Genomic DNA, 15,847 nt, shown 5'->3' on the forward strand with positions numbered 1-15,847 from the left:
CAACCCACAAGGTCCCTGCGGGTGCAGGGGTAGATCAGAGTACGGAGCAACACGATGACAAAAGCGCTCGAGGGCGTTCGCATTCTCGACTTCACCCACGTCCAGTCCGGGCCGACCTGCACGCAGTTGCTCGCATGGTTCGGCGCCGACGTGATCAAGGTGGAGCGCCCGGGCGTGGGTGACATCACCCGCGGCCAGCTGCAGGACATCCCGAATGTGGACAGCCTGTATTTCACCATGCTCAACCACAACAAGCGCTCGATCACGCTCGACACCAAGAACCCCAAGGGCAAGGAAGTCCTCACCGAGCTCATCAAGAAGTGCGACGTGTTGGTCGAGAATTTCGGCCCCGGCGTGCTCGACCGCATGGGCTTCCCCTGGGAGAAGATCCAGGCGATCAACCCGAAGATGATCGTCGCCTCTATTAAGGGCTTTGGTCCCGGACCATACGAGGACTGCAAGGTTTATGAGAACGTCGCCCAGTGCACCGGCGGCGCCGCCTCCACCACCGGCTTCCGCGACGGCTTGCCCCTCGTGACCGGCGCGCAGATCGGCGACAGCGGCACCGGTCTGCATCTGGCGCTCGGCATCGTCACCGCACTCTATCAGCGCACCCATTCCGGCAAGGGCCAGCGCGTCACCGCCGCGATGCAGGACGGCGTGCTCAATCTCGCGCGCGTCAAGCTGCGCGACCAGCAGCGCCTCGCCCATGGTCCGCTCAAGGAATACAGCCAGTTCGGCGAAGGCATTCCGTTCGGCGATGCCGTGCCGCGTGCCGGCAACGATTCCGGCGGCGGCCAGCCCGGCCGCATCCTGAAGTGCAAGGGCTGGGAGACCGATCCCAACGCCTATATCTACTTCATCACCCAGGCCCCGGTCTGGGAGAAGATCTGCGACGTGATCGGTGAGCCCTCCTGGAAGACCGATCCGAACTACGCCAAGCCGGCCGTCCGCCTGCCGCGCCTGAATGAGATCTTCGGCCGCATCGAACAATGGACGATGACGAAGACGAAGTTCGAGGCGATGGAAATCCTCAACAAGGACGACATTCCCTGCGGCCCGATCCTGTCGATGAAGGAGATCGCCGAGGACCAGTCGCTGCGCGCGACCGGCACCGTGGTCGAGGTCGACCACCCCACCCGCGGCAAGTACATCTCCGTCGGCAACCCGATCAAGCTGTCGGACTCCCCGAGCGAGGTGGAGCGATCCCCGCTGCTCGGCGAGCACACCGACGAGATCCTGCGCACCGTGCTGGGCTTCTCGGACCATCAGGTCGCCGATATCCACAAGTCCGGCGCGCTCGATCCGCCGCAGAAGCAGGCCGCCGAATAAGCGGGCTTATCTCACGACGCGAAAGGCCGCCGGCTTCGGCGGCCTTTTTGTTGGCGCGCAAAGGCTGCATCGCACGATCGGCGCGCTTGCCGCGCCGCCAAGGCTGGATTAAAGATTGGTTCGCGAGGAACAGATGCGGTGGCCGGCCGTTGCTCCCTCGACCGGTGTGCTCCCGGAAATGCGAGCATGCCGGAAATGCCAGCATGCCATCTCCACGGCGAGTGCAGTACGCCTCGCAAAGACCCTGCCCCACGCTGAAGAACTGGTCGCCTTCGCTTCCGAGGATGGCAAGTCGGCCTTTCAGTTCGGGCACGGGTGGCGTCGCGTCCGGCACTCGCCAGGACCACGCTCGTTGATCAAATTGAGGGCTTAAATGTCGAAAGATCAATCCTCTGATCGCGCCAAGCGTGAAGCCAACAAGGCGTTCAAGCCTGCGACAACGCAGAAGCCGATCAATGACTATGCGAAGGACCAGAACTCCTTCAACGAGAATCGCGAACGGCTGAAAGCGGAGCGATTGGCCCGGGAGGCGAAGCCGGGAAGCGGCTCCGAATAGGCACGACGATCCCAGACTCCGACCGCGAATTCCGCTAAAGGCGGGGCGCCGAAATCCGCCTGGTCTACAGCATCGAGAGCACGACGATTCCGTCTTCGACTGCACCAGAAGCGAGCTGCGCCCGCGCCATGCGCTCGAACTCGGTCCGGTTCTTGCGAAGATAACTGAAAGCCTGCTTCTGCGTCAGGAACGTCGTCGCAAGACGGCACATCTGTCGTCCCGCGCCAAGCGCGAGAAAGAAGGTGATGGTGCCACCGCCATCCGACTTTATTCTAGGCACGACCCGCACTCTTTGGCATGTGATCGGCCCTCTCCAAATTGTCCTCGGCGCAATGGAAGCCAGTTATGGCGTCACCTTCTTCTTGCGCTTCGTCGGGACGGGCGGCGGCAGCGACGCCTGAAGGGCGGCGTCTGCCGCTTCCTTGGCCTGGCGCAGCTCTCGAAGCCGCGCCATGTTCTTGCGAACATCGACGGCTTGCTTTCCAACGTCCACCATCGCCCGCGCGCCTTCCTCAGCGGCCAAACGCTGACGGTTAGAACGCGCGATGCTTTCGGGTGACGGTTCGGCCGGTCTCTTGGCGCTCATTATTCACCCTGCTCTGCAACGGACAAAAACCCGCTCAATCCTGGGATCGAGCGGGTGGCATGGCCGTTTCAGTACATCCGTGAAACGGCACCAAGGCTTAGGCCAGCGAGAGATTCTCAGCGCTGACCTTGCCCCGCATCTTGTCGGTCTTGAGTTCGAAGTTGACCTTTTGGCCTTCAGCGAGACCTGCAAGACCAGCCCGCTCGACCGCGCTGATGTGAACGAACACATCGTTGCCGCCGTCGTTCGGCTGAATGAATCCAAAGCCCTTCTGGCCGTTAAACCACTTTACAGTACCTGTCGTCATTTTCTTCTCCAAAGCGCATACGCGCAGGTTCCGCGTGATCGTCACGCAGAACAAATTCTATTCGTCGATGTCTATGGAAAAGGAGCCCGCGGGCGCATTCAACAAGGCACAGCGGCTGAACGAACAGCCTCAACGTATACCTCATCCTCGCCATTTGCAAGGCTTGACGGAATTTAACGGCTCGGGAGCCCGGCGGTAGGTGCAGGACGCGCGCTATTCAGCGCTCATCTTTCGCCCCCCGGCGAGCTGCTCTCGAAGGCTGCCGAGCGCCCCATGCGTGGATCCATCAAAAAAAATCGAGACGCCGCGTCGGATCGGCAGCATCTCCTTCGTCATCTGGACATGAACGGGCAGTAGACGCCCACGTCGAGCCCGGCGATTCATGAGGAAGAATGATCATGCCCAGCACTGTCCGCCTGCACCGCGTTCTCACGACCAGCCCGGAGAAAGTCTATCGCGCCTTCCTGGAGGCGGATGCGTTGGCAAAATGGCTTCCGCCGAATGGCTTCACCTGCACCGTCCATCATTTCGAGCCGAAGGTCAGGGGCACGTTCAAGATGTCGTTCCGTAACTTCACGACGGGCAACAGCCACGCCTTCGGCGGCGAATATCTCGAGCTCGTCCCCGGCGAACGTCTCCGTTACACCGACAGGTTCGACGACCCCAATCTGCCGGGAGAGATCCAGGTCACCGTGATCCTGAAGAAAGTATCCGTAGGCACCGAGCTGGATATCACGCAGGCCGGCATCCCCGACGTCATCCCGCCGGAGGCTTGTTATCTCGGCTGGCAGGAATCGCTGCGCAATCTGGCGAAGCTCGTCGAGCCTGAGATCAAGCAATAGCGATCGGACGCGACTTAGGGGCGGCCGCGTGACCGTAGGCTACGCGCCCGCCCTCGACTGGAGCCCGCCGCTTGCGGTCCAGCGGTCCGGGTCCGGGCTGTGTCCGATCAAAGCAAGGCCGTACGCAATCGACTCGAACTGATCGCCCGACATCAGCCGTTCGTTGCCGAACCGCTCGGCGAACAGTTTTCGAACGGCCGGCACGAAAGACGTGCCGCCGGTCAAAAACACCTTCTCGACCTCGCGCGCGGTGATGCCGGCTTCGCCCAGCACCTTGTCGACGGTGGCCCCGAGCCTCGCGATGTCGTCGGCAATCCAGGCTTCGAAATTCTTCCGCGTGATAGTCGAGCCGATATCGACCCCGCCTCCTTTGAAGCGGAACTCCACCTGATCCTGGGCCGACAGCGCGACCTTGGCGTCGGACACCGCGCGGTACAGCGCAAAGCCGAGGTCGAGATCGACGATGGTGATGAAATCCTCGAGCAGAGCCGGCTTCACCGCGGTGCGCGCAAGCTCCCGGAGTTCGCGCAGGTCGCCGTTGCTCTTCATCATCGCGAGCTGATGCCAGCGCGCGAGATTAGTGTAGTGGCCGGTGGGGATCGGCAGCACCTTGTCGAACGAGCGGAAGCTCGAGCCCTTGCCCAGCCGCGGCGAGACGACGTGATCGACGATACGGTAGTCGAAGGTGTCGCCCGCAATCCCGATGCCGGCATGGCCGAGCGGCTCGGCGCGCAAGGCGCCGCCGGCACGCGAGAACCGCATCACCGAGAAATCGCTGGTGCCGCCACCGAAATCCGCGACCAGCACGGTCGCATCGCGCTCCAGCCGGCGGGCGAAGGAGAACGCCGCGCCCACGGGTTCGTAGACATAGCGGGCGTGGCCGGCGCCGAGGCGCTCGAACGCGGCCCGGTAGCGCTGCATCGCCAGCGCTTCGTCGGGATTGCCCCCGGCGAAGCGGACGGGGCGACCGACTGTAATGGTGGACGTCTCGAAGCCGAATTTATCGCCGCCATGCCGCGCCAGCGTCCGCAGGAACGCCGCCAAAATATCCTCGAACTTGTAGCGCTGCCGGAACACCTGGGTGGTGTTGAAGCTGGAGCTTGCGGCAAAGGTCTTGAACGACTGGAGGAAGCGGTAGACATGGCGTCCTTCCAGGAACTGCTCGATCGCCCACGGGCCGCCTTCAGCCTGGGCGCCGGCTCCCGGCCGGTCCTCCCAGAAGCACAGCGCTGACACGAAGACGCTGTGGCGCTGCTCACCATGGTCGAAGCGGATGGCCTCGACCCGGCGATCGTCCGCCGCAAGGGCCACGACCGTGTTGCTGGTCCCAAAATCGATGCCGATCGAGACGGCGGGCGAGGCGCTCGACATGAACCACTCTGACAGATGATTGGAGGGGGCAGACCACTAACGGCTTCATGTGCCGCTGCCAAGGCTCCGTTTTTGGATATCGACGGTCAAATGGTTCAGTTTCGGCCGGCTTTGGGCATATCCCGCTCAAATCGGCCCATTTAACTGATTATTATGCTGCAATGCGAAAAGCTAAATGCTGCTATGCAATGGCATGCATAGACATTGGCATCTGGTATACATAAATTCCCTTTCGAAATGAGACAGCACTACTGACCGTCTCGAGAAAGGGATTTCCGATGTCCAAGACCGCTTCCGTCGCTCTCGCGCCCTCCTCCACGCTGTTCGCCCGCCTGATGGCAACGATCGACCGCCTCCTGATGGCGAGCGCCGAGATCTCGAATCACAACGGCGACCTGCCGCGCTTTGGCCTGTAGGCCGGACAGCCGCCCGCGCCTGCGCGCGCAGCGGGAGACGGTTTTAGATCAGTCCGCATACTACTTTTGATGAATGGCCCCGGATCACGGGGCCATTTCTACTTGTGCTGTCCTGAGTCACAGCCGCAACCGGGCAAGGTCCTGCGGCATTTGCGCACGGTGACCGGACCAGCGCTTGAAGCTTGGCATAATGCATACAAGAATGCCGTTCCAGCGCTCGCAGAAAAATGAGAGGCGCCACGGGAGGCTTTATGACGGACATGGTGCAAGCAACCGCCCCGACAGCCGCGCGCGTTAGCGACACGTATCGCTGGACGCAATTGGCAGTTGGCGTCGCGGCGATGGTAATGATCGCCAATTATCAATACGGCTGGACGTTCTTCGTCCCCGACATCCAGAAGAAGTTCGGCTGGGATCGTGCGTCGATCCAATGGGCCTTTACGCTGTTCGTGCTGTTCGAGACCTGGCTCGTGCCGATCGAAGGATGGTTCGTCGACAAATACGGTCCGCGCATCGTGGTGCTGGTCGGCGGCGTGCTCTGTGCCGCCGGCTGGGCGATCAACGCGGAGGCGACCACGCTCAACGGCTACTATCTCGGCATGATCATCGCAGGCATCGGCGCCGGCGGCGTCTACGGCACCTGCGTCGGTAACGCGCTGAAGTGGTTTCCGGACAAGCGCGGTCTTGCCGCGGGCATCACGGCCGCTGGTTTCGGTGCGGGCTCCGCGCTGACCGTCGCGCCGATCCAGGCCATGATCAAGGACAGCGGTTTCCAGACCACCTTCCTTTATTTCGGCCTCGGACAAGGCATTATCATCTGCATCCTCGCCTTCTTCCTGCTCGCGCCGAAAGCAGGTCAGGTGCCGAACGCGGTCGTGAACGCCAATCTGCAGCAGACCCGGCGCAACTACCAGCCGACCGAGGTGCTGCGTCAGCCGATCTTCTGGCTGATGTACTTCATGTTCGTGATTGTCGGCGCTGGCGGCCTGATGGTGACGGCGAACCTGAAGCCGATCGCGGCGGACTGGAAGATCGACAACGTGCCGGTCACGCTGATGGCGGTGACGATGACCGCGGTGACCTTCGCGGCCACGATCGACCGCGTGCTCAACGGCCTGACGCGTCCGTTCTTCGGCTGGATCTCCGACATGATCGGCCGCGAGAACACGATGTTCATCGCCTTCGGCATGGAAGGTATCGGCATCTGGATGCTCTACCTCTGGGGCCACGATCCGCTCTGGTTCGTGCTGCTCTCGGGCTTCGTGTTCTTCGCTTGGGGTGAGATCTACTCGCTGTTCCCCTCGACCTGCACCGACACGTTCGGCGCCAAGTTCGCGACCACCAATGCCGGCCTGCTCTACACCGCGAAGGGTACGGCCGCGCTGCTGGTCCCGATCGGCAACTACATGCAGCAGTCGTCGGGCAGTTGGGACAACGTGTTTATCATCGCAGCCGGCGCCAACATCCTGGCCTCGGCGCTGGCGATCGCGGTGCTCAAGCCCTGGCGCAAGGTCGTGGTCGCGCAATCGACCGTCTGACGCGCTCCAAAAGCGCTTCTCGCGCAAAACGCCCGGCCTCGCGGCCGGGCGTTTTCGTTGTGCGCGACGTTTTCGTGAACCCGCCGTCCCTAAAGGAACTCCGCAAATTTTCAGGCGCGCGCCAAGATAGGGCTTGCAATCTGGAATATGGTATACCAAGGTCGCCACCGCGCTTGCGACGATAAGCCACAATATTGCGACATCAGGTCATCTTGCGACCGGTGTCGAACCAGACAGGCGCTTGGGAGGTTCTTGATGATTTCCAGCACCGATGGCGCTGTCACGGCCGCGCCTCTCCGCACAGGTTTCCGCTGGCTCCAGCTGGTCATGGGCATCGTCTGCATGGCGATGATCGCCAACCTGCAATATGGCTGGACCCTGTTCGTCGATCCGATCGATCACGCGCACCATTGGGGACGCGCCGCGATCCAGCTCGCCTTCACCATCTTCGTCGTCACCGAAACCTGGCTGGTGCCGATCGAGGCCTGGTTCGTCGACAAATACGGCCCGCGCATCGTCATCATGTTCGGCGGCGTCATGATCGCGCTGTCGTGGATTCTCAACTCCTATGCCGATAGCCTCACCTTGCTCTACGCGGCCGCGATCATCGGCGGCATGGGCGCGGGCGCCGTGTACGGCACCTGCGTCGGCAACGCGCTGAAATGGTTTCCCGATCGCCGGGGCCTTGCCGCCGGTGCGACTGCCGCCGGCTTCGGCGCAGGCGCTGCACTCACCGTCGTGCCGATCGCAGCCATGATCGCAACGAGCGGCTATCAGCACGCGTTCCTCACCTTCGGCATCGGCCAGGGCGTGATCGTCTTCGTGCTCGCCTTCTTCATTCAGCCGCCGCGGATCTCGATCCCGCCGAAGAAGAAGCAGCTCAATCTGCCGCAGACCAAGATCGACTTCACCCCGCCCCAGGTGCTGCGCACCCCTATTTTCTGGGTCATGTATCTCGTGTTCGTCATGGTCGCCTCCGGCGGCCTGATGACCGCGGCGCAGATCGCCCCGATCGCACACGACTTCAAGATCGCCGACACGCCGGTCACGCTCGCCGGATTCCAGATGGCGGCATTGACGTTCGCGATCTCGCTCGACCGCATCTTCGACGGTTTCGGACGGCCGTTCTTCGGCTTCGTCTCCGACACGATCGGCCGCGAGCACACCATGTTCATCGCCTTCGGCACCGCCGCGCTGATGCTGCTGACGCTGTCGGCCTATGGCCACGTCCCTGTCGTCTTCGTGCTCGCCACCGCGGTCTATTTCGGCGTGTTCGGCGAGATCTACTCGCTGTTCCCAGCGACCTGCGGCGACACCTTCGGCTCGAAGTTCGCAACCACCAACAACGGCATGCTCTACACGGCGAAGGGGACCGCGTCCCTGCTCGTTCCGCTCGCCAGCGTGATCTCGGCCACGTATGGCTGGAAGGCCGTGTTCGTGGTCGCAGTCGCGCTGAACGCGACGGCGGCCCTGACGGCGCTGTTCGTGATCAAGCCGATGCGCCGCTCCTTCATCCTCGGCAAGGAAGCCGAGAGCGCCAACGCCGCGACGGGGAACGCCAAGACCGAGACGGCATAACGAACACTCCTTGCACGGTGAGACAGGGGGCGCAGCGATGCGCCTCTTTCTTTTGGCTCACGGCAAACGTCAGCATTGTTGCCTCAAGATTTTTCGGAACAGCCAAATCGAGTGCTTGACGATTGGCATTATGTATACCACACTTGCCGCATCATTCACCCAGGGAGGTTGCAATGCTGGTCGGAGACATTCTGCGCAAGAAGACACCGCGCGTTGTCACGGTGCGAATGAACGAAACGGTGGGTATCGCCGCCAAGCTGATGCGCGCCAACAATATCAGCGCACTTGTGGTGAAGGACGTGGTCCGCTCCGAGGGTAACACCGCGGTCGGCATGTTCACCGAGCGCGACGTCGTGCGCGCCGTCGCCGAGCACGGCGCCAATGCCGTCAACGTCAAGGTTTCGCAGCTCGTCTCGGTGCAGCAGCTCGTATCCTGCACCTCAAACGACACGATCGAGCACGTCCGCCATCTGATGAACCGGAATCACATCCGGCACCTGCCTGTCATCGACGATTACAGCCTCGTCTCGGTCATCAGCATGCGTGACATCGCCTCCTTCGTGGACGAAGCGATCAACGGCACGCCGCAAGCAGCTTAAAGCGTCTCACTTCCCCTGCGACTACCGTCCCCGGCTCGGACCTTCCGAGCCGGACCGGATCTTTCGTCCCGAAATCCGGCTTCCGCTGCTTCGCGAGGATTCCATGAAGATCTGCATCTACGGCGCCGGCGCAATCGGCGGATATCTCGGGGTTCAGCTCGCGCGCGCGGGCGCCGACGTCAGCCTCGTCGCACGCGGCGCGCACCTTGCCGCGATGCGCGAGCGCGGCCTGACGTTGCTCGCGGGCGAGGAGAAGCACACCGTGCATCCGCGCTGCACCGACGATCCCGCCGAGCTCGGTGTGCAGGACTACATCATCATCACGCTGAAGGCGCACTCGATCACCGGCGTGATCGAGACAATGCAGCCGCTGCTCGGACCCCACACCCGCATCGTCACCGCCGTCAACGGCATCCCCTATTGGTACTTCTACAAGCACGGCGGCCAATACGAGAATTCGACGCTGGAGAGCATCGACCCCGGCGGACGGCAGTGGCGCGAAATTGGCGCCGAGCGCGCCATCGGTTGCATCGTCTATCCCGCCACCGAGATCGAGGCGCCCGGCGTGATCCGTCACGTCTACGGCAACAACTTTCCGCTCGGCGAGCCCTCCGGCGAGATCACCCCGGACGTGCAACGCCTCGCCGATCTCTTCGTCGCAGCCGGGCTGAAGGCGCCGGTGCTCGACCGCATCCGCGACGAGATCTGGCTCAAGCTGTGGGGCAATGTCTGCTTCAACCCGATCAGCGCACTCACCCATGCAACGCTCGACGTGATCTGCACCGATCCGGCCACTCGCGCGCTGTCGCGCGCGATCATGATGGAGACGCAAGGCATCGCCGAAACGTTCGGCGTCAAATTCCGCGTCGACGTCGAGCGCCGCATCGAAGGTGCGCGCAAGGTCGGCGCGCACAAGACCTCGATGCTCCAGGATCTCGAGCGCGGCCGCCCGATGGAGATCGACCCGCTCGTCACCGTCGTGCAGGAGATGGGCCGCCTCACCGGCGTCGCCACCCCCGCCCTCGATTCAGTGCTGGCGATGGTGACCCAGCGCGCCCGCATTGCCGGTCTCTACGACGGCATCCCGACCCCATCGGATCCGCGCGCACTGGCGGTGGCGTGATGGCTGGCGAGATCAAACAATGGCTCCGCTTCCGGAATAGCGGTGCGACCGGCTTCGGCACGCTAACGTCGTCGGGTATCAGCGTCCATGAGGGCGAGATGTTTGGCCGCCATGCAGCCACCGGCAAGACGCTGGCGCTGTCGGAGGTCGAACTGCTCGCGCCCTGCGTGCCCAGCAAGATCGTCGCGCTCTGGAACAATTTTCATGCACTCGCGGCCAGGCTCAACCAGCCCGAGCCACCGGAGCCGCTCTACCTCCTGAAGGCCACCACCAGCATTACGACGCCAGGCGCGGTGATCCGCCGTCCCTCTTATTACGATGGCAAGACCACGTATGAAGGCGAGCTCGGCATCGTCATCGGCAAGACCTGTGCCCGGGTGTCGCCGGCGGAAGCGGACAGCTTCATCTTCGGCTACACCTGCGTCAACGACATCACCGCCAACGACATCCTGACCAGCGACCCGACCTTCCCGCAATGGGCACGGGCCAAAGGCATCGACGATTACGGCCCGTTCGGCCCCGTCATCGCGACCGGTCTCGATCCGGTCAGGCTGGTGGTCCGCACCATCCTCAACGGTGCGGAGCGACAGAACTATCCGATATCGGACATGATCTTCACCGCGCAGGAGCTGGTCAGCAGGATCTCCCACGACATGACCCTGCTCCCCGGCGACCTCATTGCCGTCGGCACCTCGGTCGGCGTCGGCGTGATGAAAGAGCCGGTGAACATTGTGACCGTCGCGATCGACGGCATCGGCGAGCTGACCAACGAGTTTCGGCTGTAGCTTCTCTCTCCGTCATGGCCGGGCTTGTCCCGGCCATCCACGTTCTGTTGGCGCGGAGGCGCGTGGATGCCTGGGACAAGCCCGGGCATGACCAGCGCCCTGAACGTCTGCCCCCAACACGGGAAACGCGCCTCTCCCCCTCCACCGATCGGCTGACGCATTCAGCCGTGGATCGTGAGGCCGGACCTATCCAGCAAGCTCCCGCCGCCCTTGATCTCGGTTCCGCTCTCCAATAGCAATTATGGCGATAATGTGCCGGCGTGAGGAAGTCACGATGTGGCTGTTTTTCCTGGTTGCCTGGTTTGTTCTGCTCACTGCCATCGCGATCTTCGCCCAGCAGGCGCTCGGTTACGATGTCGGCCACCTGCCTGCCTGGTTCGGAGGCCTGCCCGTCCCGCAGCGTGTTGCGACCGGCGCGATCCTGGCCTTGGCGTTGGCACTGATCGGCGCCTCCGCCTGGCGGCTCTCGCGCCAGGACCGGCGCCTCGACACATTGCGCGACCGCCTCAAGAAGACCCGCGAGGACGTGGTCGTCGCCCACGCCCTGCAGAACCACCTCGACGCCACCGTCCAGCACCTGATCGAGAGCGATCCCCGGGAGGCCGTTTCCGCCCTGCACGACAAGCTGGGCGAGACCGAGCAGCGCGCCCTGCTGCAGCGGGGCCGCAACGAATCCACCGACATGCACGACCAGCTCGCCGAAATCCGCCGCCGCCAGCAGGAATTGCGCGATATGGTCGGCAAGATCGCCGAGCAGCGCCGCGCGGTCGAGCCGGTTTTCACTGAGATCCGCGACCGCCAGAACCAGCTCGAACGCTCGCTGCACGACCTCGAGACCGACGACCGCAAGAACAACCTCGCCGACCGGCTCAAGGACATCGCGGGCGACGTATCGACGCTGCTGTCCCGGGTCGGCGCGGTCCAGGACACCTTTGCGACCCTGAACCAGTACAAGGACGATCTAGCGAAGTCCCACGCTGAGCTGGTGCCGCTGCGCGCGTCGGACGCTGGCCTCAATGCGTTGATCGGCGAGCTGAGCCTCAGCCATGAGCGCCTCGCCAAGAGCGTCGACGAGCTCGAAACCGGCGGCGAAGCACCGCTCGGCGCCCGCGTCGAGACGCTGTCGAAGAACAAGATCGAGATCGAGCAGCGCCTGGCCCGCATCGACGACAGCTTCCACATCCTGAAAGGCATCGGGCTCGACTTCGAAGAGCTCGGCGAGCGCCGGGCCCAGCTCGAACGCTCGCTCGCCCGTGTCGAGATCGACGCCGAGGGCAAGACGATTGCCGACCGCCAGAATGCGTTGAACGATTTTGTTCTCCAGTCGCGCCAGCGCCTCGGTGCGTTACAGGAAACGCTGGCGACGCTGAACGCCTTCAAGACAGAGCTGTCGAAGTCGCAGGCTGACCTCGTCCCGCTGAAGGCGCCCGTGTTCGGAATCGAGGCCATGATCGCGGACGTCGGCACGACGCACGACCTCCTCGCCAAAACCGTCGGCGAGATCGAGGCAAACGGCGACGTCACCCTCGCCTCGCGCGTCGACGCGCTGACCAAGAGCAAACGCGAGGTCGAAGACCGCCTCGCCCGCATCTTCGACAGTTTCAACGCGCTCGACGGTTTGCGAAAAGACATCGGCGGCATCTTCTCGACGATCAGGAACAGCCTGAACCGGATCGGGTGAGGCCGAGTCGCGTAGGCTGGGCAGAGCGCGCCGAAACATCCAGACACATCACATCTCCGCGCGGCCGGCAGATGCCGCCAACATGTCGCGCCGATGCCGCACTGTGGACGCATTCGGCCGCCCTTCTGTGAGGCGTGTCTGGGGGCACGGCGGTGCCGTGTTTGGACCAAACCTTCTAGGGGTATGACTGTGAAGAAGATTGTATTTGTCGTGGGTGCTACGCTTGCTCTGGTAACGGTCGCGAATGCCGCGGATCTGCCGCGCCGGCAGCCCGTTCCCGTCTATTCGGAGCAGGCGCCGATCGGCAAGATGCCGATTGGCAAGAGCCCGGTTGGAAAGGCCCCGATCGGCAAGGCGCCCGGCCCCGTCGCAGCGCGCTACTGACGCGTTAGCGAAATACCCGCAGAAGCAAGCGTAGACTCTGCGTGAGTGGCCGACAGTCGAGGGGCACAGCGTGACGAACAAACCTGATCGATCGGGACCCTGCATCCTTGCGGGATTCGCGCTCGCGGCCATGCTCGCGTGTACGACACCTTCGGCCTCGGCCCACGAAGCGAACAAGCGCGTTGCTGACGCAAACGCGCTTGCCACGACCGACACCGTATCACGGCCGGCGCCATCGACCCGGCGCCCGGTCGCGCGCGCGGAAAAAGGTCCGTACTACGTCGATTTCCGCGCCCGCACGGCGGCGAGCTGGGGCCACGCCTTCGTCTGGTACGGCAAGACCAGCGAGCGCGCCGTCGAAGTGGCAGGGCTCACGCCCGCCGGCGACACCTGGGCCTATGTGCTTGGTCACCTCACCTGGGTGCCGGCGGAGACCGGCGCGAGCTACGGCGATCTCGACCCGGAGTATCTGACCGCGAACTACCGCGTATATCTGAACGAAGCCGACGCCAAGCGCGTGTTTGCCTATATCAAGAAATTGCAGGCGAGCTCGCCGGTCTGGAACGCCGAGACCACCAATTGCACCGGCTTCATCGGCGACATCGCCGAGTACATGGGATTGAAGGTCCCATACCGCTGGCAGCGCCCCGAAAACTTCGTCAACAGCCTCAAGGAAATGAACGGCGGCCGCCAGATGGTGCGGCTGTCGACGGAATAGCCCGGCAGGGTTCGCCCGTCGGGCAAAACAGCCGCACAAATTTCGCGCGCCGCCTGTCAATCCCCGTCTGCCAAAATATTCCACTTTACCGAAATTCGGATTTGGCGCACCTACGACACACCCTGACCCGGGACAAGGGGCGGATCGCGATCGTCACGGACCGCGGGTGGGGCAGCGATGGACGCGACGGCGTCGGGCGCGGCGAGCCTTGCAGGGCGGGAAACCGTGAGCACAGGCTTTCGCGCCTACGACACGGCGCCGACAGCGTCTTCGCATGGCTTCGGGTGCGAGCACACGCCAGCTCCCGAAGACCCAGCGAGGACGTGCGCGGACGGCGAAGTCGTGTGGTCCTGACGCCCGGGGTCTGTGCGTCAAGTCCTGTGGTGATGCGTGCTGCCCGACCGGGCGCTTGCATCAGCCATCTGCGGGGCGACGGGGGCAATAGTGCATCGCTCCCCGGGGAGAGCACGAAGTAAGCCGTAAACCACCGCGCAGGGAAGGCCGGGCGATTGGCTGACCTGTGGTCCACCCCGTGTGCATTCTTCTGGCGCACGGACTTGCGGGTGCCAGCCGGCGCCCGGCCTTCCCTGCGCCCTTGTCACGACGAGGGCGATGCGATCAGGCAAAGCTCGGGCGAAATGCGCCGCGAGGATGCGAAGATGCGTCTGCTGTTTGCAAGTCGGATCGAGATTGATCGGAAGATTGTGCGTCCGTGCCCCGGACGCAGCGCAGCATCCCCCGGCAGAGCGAAGCATCGTCCGGTTCGACGGTGCGCTGCAGAGCCGGCGCCCATCTTTCAGAGCGCTCGCTGGGCATGGGTCGCGGCTCTGCGCGGCAACGCGAAGAGGCGTTGCAGCGCGTCCGGGACACGAGCCCGCGTCAATTATCCGCCTCACGGAATCCCCCCACTCCCCGCATGATCGCCCCGCCTCCACCGCACGCCCTCGCAATAGACTTTTCCCGACCCGGGCGGCATCCTGCCGGCATCGACCGATAAAAGAGCGCCACGCAAGCGGGGAAACAGATCATGCTGCAGACACGGTTCACCAAGCTCGTCGGAGTCGAGCACCCGATCGTCCAGGGCGGCATGCAGTGGGTCGGGCGCGCCGAGCTGGTCGCCGCCGTCGCCAATGCCGGCGCGCTCGGCTTCATCACGGCGCTGACCCAGCCGACACCGGAGGACCTCAGGAAGGAGATCGCCCGCTGCCGCGATCTCACCGACAAGCCGTTTGGCGTCAACCTCACCATCCTGCCCGCAATCAAGCCGCCGCCTTATGCCGAATATCGCGCCGCCATCATCGAGAGCGGCATCAAGGTGGTCGAAACCGCCGGCAACAAGCCGCAGGAGCATGTCGACGAGTTCAAGAAGCACGGCGTCAAGGTCGTGCACAAATGCACTAGCGTCCGTCACGGGCTCTCGGCCGAGCGCATGGGCGTCGACGCCATCTCGATCGACGGGTTCGAATGCGCCGGCCATCCCGGCGAGGACGACACCCCCGGCCTGATCCTAATCCCGGCCGCCGCCAACAAGATCAAGATCCCGATGATCGCCTCCGGCGGCTTTGCCGACGCCCGCGGCCTCGTCGCCGCACTGGCGCTCGGCGCCGAAGGCATCAACATGGGCACCCGCTTCATGGCGACCAAAGAGAGCCCCATTCATCAGCTCATCAAGGAGAAGATCGTGGCCAATGACGAGCGCGAAACCGAGCTGATCTTCCGCACCATGCGCAACACCTCCCGCGTCGCCAGGAACGAGATCTCGACCAAGGTCGTAGCGATGGAGAAGGAAGGCGCCAAGTTCGAGGACATCCGCGAACTCGTCGCGGGCGCCCGCGGCAAGATGGTCTACGCGACCGGCAACTCGGACGAAGGCATCTGGTCGGCGGGCCAGGTCCAGGGCCTGATCCAGGACATCCCGACCTGCGCGGAACTGATCTCCCGCATCGTGCGCGAAGCGGAGGCCATCATCCGCAGCCGGCTCGAAGGCATGATCGTTCATCCGACAGCGCAGGCTGCTGAATAATCACTGCA

17 protein-coding genes are annotated in these 15,847 nt (G+C 63.6%); 13 read left to right on the forward strand and 4 right to left on the reverse strand.

The features are described from left to right. Window positions 1–54 precede the first annotated feature (54 nt). Entirely contained in the window at window positions 55–1,332 is a 1,278-nt protein-coding gene (gene frc, locus IVB50_RS39195; RefSeq protein ID WP_018458582.1) for a formyl-CoA transferase, read from the forward strand. A 373-nt stretch (window positions 1,333–1,705) separates the two neighbouring features. After that, entirely contained in the window at window positions 1,706–1,888 is a 183-nt protein-coding gene (locus tag IVB50_RS39200; protein WP_007608360.1) for a hypothetical protein, read from the forward strand. Window positions 1,889–1,952: 64 nt separating this feature from the next. Here IVB50_RS39200 and IVB50_RS39205 read toward each other — a convergent pair whose 3' ends face one another. The 3 genes from IVB50_RS39205 to IVB50_RS39215 form a co-directional block, all read right to left on the reverse strand. After that, entirely contained in the window at window positions 1,953–2,177 is a 225-nt protein-coding gene (locus tag IVB50_RS39205) for a hypothetical protein (protein ID WP_026233616.1), read from the reverse strand. Between the two features lie 54 nt (window positions 2,178–2,231). Then, entirely contained in the window at window positions 2,232–2,474 is a 243-nt protein-coding gene (locus IVB50_RS39210) for a hypothetical protein (protein ID WP_026233615.1), read from the reverse strand. Window positions 2,475–2,571: 97 nt separating this feature from the next. Beyond that, window positions 2,572–2,781, reverse strand: a complete 210-nt coding sequence (locus IVB50_RS39215; RefSeq protein ID WP_007593324.1) for a cold-shock protein — start codon at window positions 2,779–2,781, stop codon at window positions 2,572–2,574. A 398-nt stretch (window positions 2,782–3,179) separates the two neighbouring features. Between IVB50_RS39215 and IVB50_RS39220 the strand changes: the two genes are divergently transcribed. Next, window positions 3,180–3,623, forward strand: coding sequence for an SRPBCC family protein (locus IVB50_RS39220; protein ID WP_026233614.1), 444 nt, complete (start codon window positions 3,180–3,182; stop codon window positions 3,621–3,623). 39 nt (window positions 3,624–3,662) lie between these two features. On the opposite strand, the gene IVB50_RS39225 is transcribed toward IVB50_RS39220, so the two are convergent. Continuing rightward, window positions 3,663–4,994, reverse strand: a complete 1,332-nt coding sequence (locus IVB50_RS39225; RefSeq protein WP_018458577.1) for an Hsp70 family protein — start codon at window positions 4,992–4,994, stop codon at window positions 3,663–3,665. A gap of 278 nt (window positions 4,995–5,272) precedes the next feature. Between IVB50_RS39225 and IVB50_RS39230 the strand changes: the two genes are divergently transcribed. From IVB50_RS39230 to IVB50_RS39275, 10 genes are all read left to right on the forward strand, one after another. Further along, entirely contained in the window at window positions 5,273–5,410 is a 138-nt protein-coding gene (locus IVB50_RS39230; protein ID WP_018458576.1) for a hypothetical protein, read from the forward strand. A 251-nt stretch (window positions 5,411–5,661) separates the two neighbouring features. After that, a complete protein-coding gene (gene oxlT, locus IVB50_RS39235; RefSeq protein ID WP_026233613.1) occupies window positions 5,662–6,948 on the forward strand; it encodes an oxalate/formate MFS antiporter in 1,287 nt (428 codons plus the stop codon). 255 nt (window positions 6,949–7,203) lie between these two features. Beyond that, window positions 7,204–8,526, forward strand: coding sequence for an oxalate/formate MFS antiporter (gene oxlT, locus IVB50_RS39240; RefSeq protein ID WP_018458574.1), 1,323 nt, complete (start codon window positions 7,204–7,206; stop codon window positions 8,524–8,526). Between the two features lie 173 nt (window positions 8,527–8,699). Beyond that, window positions 8,700–9,125 carry a CBS domain-containing protein gene (locus IVB50_RS39245; RefSeq protein ID WP_018458573.1) on the forward strand — a complete coding sequence of 142 codons (426 nt, stop codon included), beginning with the start codon at window positions 8,700–8,702 and terminating at the stop codon, window positions 9,123–9,125. Between the two features lie 103 nt (window positions 9,126–9,228). After that, complete coding sequence (locus IVB50_RS39250; protein WP_018458572.1) at window positions 9,229–10,248, forward strand: 2-dehydropantoate 2-reductase; 1,020 nt, start codon at window positions 9,229–9,231, stop codon at window positions 10,246–10,248. Further along, window positions 10,248–11,033: a fumarylacetoacetate hydrolase family protein gene (locus IVB50_RS39255; protein WP_204510720.1), complete on the forward strand. Its 786-nt coding sequence runs from the start codon at window positions 10,248–10,250 to the stop codon at window positions 11,031–11,033. Before IVB50_RS39250 ends, IVB50_RS39255 begins: the two co-directional genes overlap by 1 nt. 274 nt (window positions 11,034–11,307) lie before the next feature. Further along, window positions 11,308–12,714, forward strand: coding sequence for a hypothetical protein (locus IVB50_RS39260; RefSeq protein ID WP_247300165.1), 1,407 nt, complete (start codon window positions 11,308–11,310; stop codon window positions 12,712–12,714). 183 nt (window positions 12,715–12,897) lie between these two features. Then, window positions 12,898–13,098 (forward strand): hypothetical protein, encoded by a 201-nt coding sequence (locus IVB50_RS39265; protein ID WP_007608336.1) that lies wholly within the window; start codon window positions 12,898–12,900, stop codon window positions 13,096–13,098. A 70-nt stretch (window positions 13,099–13,168) separates the two neighbouring features. Next, on the forward strand, window positions 13,169–13,816 hold the full coding sequence (locus IVB50_RS39270; RefSeq protein WP_085352311.1) for a hypothetical protein: 648 nt from the start codon (window positions 13,169–13,171) through the stop codon (window positions 13,814–13,816). Window positions 13,817–14,843: 1,027 nt separating this feature from the next. Further along, window positions 14,844–15,839, forward strand: coding sequence for a nitronate monooxygenase family protein (locus tag IVB50_RS39275; protein ID WP_018458568.1), 996 nt, complete (start codon window positions 14,844–14,846; stop codon window positions 15,837–15,839). Window positions 15,840–15,847 lie beyond the last annotated feature (8 nt).

The sequence above is a fragment of the Bradyrhizobium sp. 87 genome, assembly GCF_023073015.1.
In the GTDB taxonomy this organism is placed as follows: domain Bacteria; phylum Pseudomonadota; class Alphaproteobacteria; order Rhizobiales; family Xanthobacteraceae; genus Bradyrhizobium; species Bradyrhizobium canariense_D.